Source organism: Flavobacteriales bacterium (genome assembly GCA_013214975.1).
Lineage (GTDB): Bacteria > Bacteroidota > Bacteroidia > DT-38 > DT-38 > DT-38.
The window spans coordinates 1-2,001 of record JABSPR010000258.1 but is presented as its reverse complement, the minus strand read 5'-3'; the positions used below and the strand labels follow the sequence as shown (position 1 = coordinate 2,001).

Genomic DNA, 2,001 nt, shown 5'->3' with positions numbered 1-2,001 from the left:
TATTAGCGGAAGATTTTGTTGATTGTATAATTTATCATGTTGATGTATTAAATCTCAATAACGAAACTGTAGGTATTGTGCCTTCAACATATCCAAACGATCCACTAGCGCATAGTAGATCAGAGCTTGGATGTACGCGCGTTTCTGACAAAGAAAGTGCAACATCAATTGAGTTAGTAAAGTATGCTAAGAATGTTGTAGAGGCCTTTCCAAAAACAGATCACGCAATATTCCATGTAGAGCTCTTTATTGAAAAGAACGGTGGAATAAAACTTTGTGAAATTGCCTGCCGACCAATTGGAGGTATTGTTTCAAAAGCAATTTCTAAGGCTTGTGGTGTTAATTATGAGAAAGAGTTGTTTTTGGCAATTGCCGGAGTGAATAGAAATCAAGAACTGGAAGAACAGTTTGCTAAACCCTATTCTACCTATAGCGGAAGTATGATTGTGTATCCCCAAAATGGACATCTAAAAGAGGCAAAGCTAGACAATCCACCTTTTGATTGGGTTATTGATTATCAATCAAGTGCAGTTGAAGGCAAACGTTATTTCGGAGGGAGTAAATCTGGAAGAGGATTGGTTGCCGCCAATGTTATTGGAGAGAATGAGGCAGAAGTAGAGCAGAGGTTTGAAATTTTGTCCAATTGGATAAATGAAAAATGCACCTGGAAATTTGTCGACCCTTCTTTAGTTTCTTTCGATGATATGGATGGTGTACTATTTATGGGAGGAGATTTTATTCCATCACGTGATGCTAAAATTCATTTACTAAATCACGGAATGCATTATGCTAGTGTTGTTTACGAAGGGATTAGAGTTTATAATGGGCGCATATTTATACTGGAAGAACATATTTCTAGACTTTACAAATCAGCAGAAATAATGGGAATGGAAATCCTAATTTCAGAATCGGATTTTATAAAGTACAGCAATCAACTTGTCGAAAAAAATCAATTAAAGAATGGTTACTTACGCCCTTTATTTTGGAGAGGAAGTGAGAAAATGGCAACTGCAGCCCCAAATAGTTCAGTGCATTTTGCAATTGCTTCTTGGGAAGTTCCAGAAAATCTTTACATGAACAAGACCGAGAGTTTTGGCATTAAAGTGCAAATATCAGATTGGATAAAACCATTGGCTGAGAGTTTTCCAATTAGAGCGAAATGTTCGGCTTTATATGCTGTTAACACCTTGGCAAAACATGAAGCTTTAGAAAATGGATTTGATGATGCCTTATTGTTGGATGTCAATGGAAACATTGGTGAACTGTCCAGTGCTAATATCTTTTTCGTTAAAGACAACCAAGTGTTTACACCACAAACTGATTTTATTCTAAACGGTATCACAAGACAATTTGTGATGGCTTGGTGCCGTGAAACTGGTTATCAGGTTACAGAAAAAAACATTCGTCCTGATGAAATGAAAGAATACGACTCTTGCTTTATCACTGGAACAGCAGTCGAAATAAAACCGATTTCAAGAATTGACAATATCGATTTTACTGAAAATACTTTAGTTCAAAACATTCAAGAAGCATACAAAGAACTTGCAATGAATCAGAATGCAGCACTAAACGAAGTGGTATGATGGAACTAAAAATTTCAATCCAATCATTATCAACCAAAGAAACTTTTCGAGTTTCAAGGGAAGTGCATGGAGATCATCCTATAGTTATAGTTTCACTCAGATCGAATGATATCATTGGGTTTGGTGAGGCAACAGAATTTAAGGTATATGATTCTACAGTTCCCCGTTTACTTGAAAGTTTTAAAAAAGCAGAAGAGTTTCTAAGAAATTATGAGTTCGAAACGCCTGAACAATTATGGAAAGATATTCATCCAGTTTTTAAAGACGATTCTTTCGGATTGGCTGCTATCGATATGGCTGCTTGGGACTTATACGGAAAGCAAAAAGGAAAAACTGTACATGAACTATTAGACATTTCGGTGAACGAGCCTGTGCACAGTTCTATTAGTATTTCTATGGGGGATCTGGATTTTCAAAT

The 2,001-nt window shown here is 36.2% G+C and carries 2 protein-coding genes; both read left to right on the top strand.

What is annotated here, in order from left to right; translation table 11 throughout:
* Positions 1-1,583 (top strand): branched-chain-amino-acid transaminase (gene ilvE, locus HRT72_08390; protein ID NQY67724.1); only part of this gene is annotated, 1,583 nt, incomplete at its 5' end.
* A partial coding sequence (locus HRT72_08385) for a hypothetical protein (protein NQY67723.1) occupies positions 1,580-2,001 on the top strand: 422 nt, incomplete at its 3' end. The genes ilvE and HRT72_08385, both read left to right, overlap by 4 nt.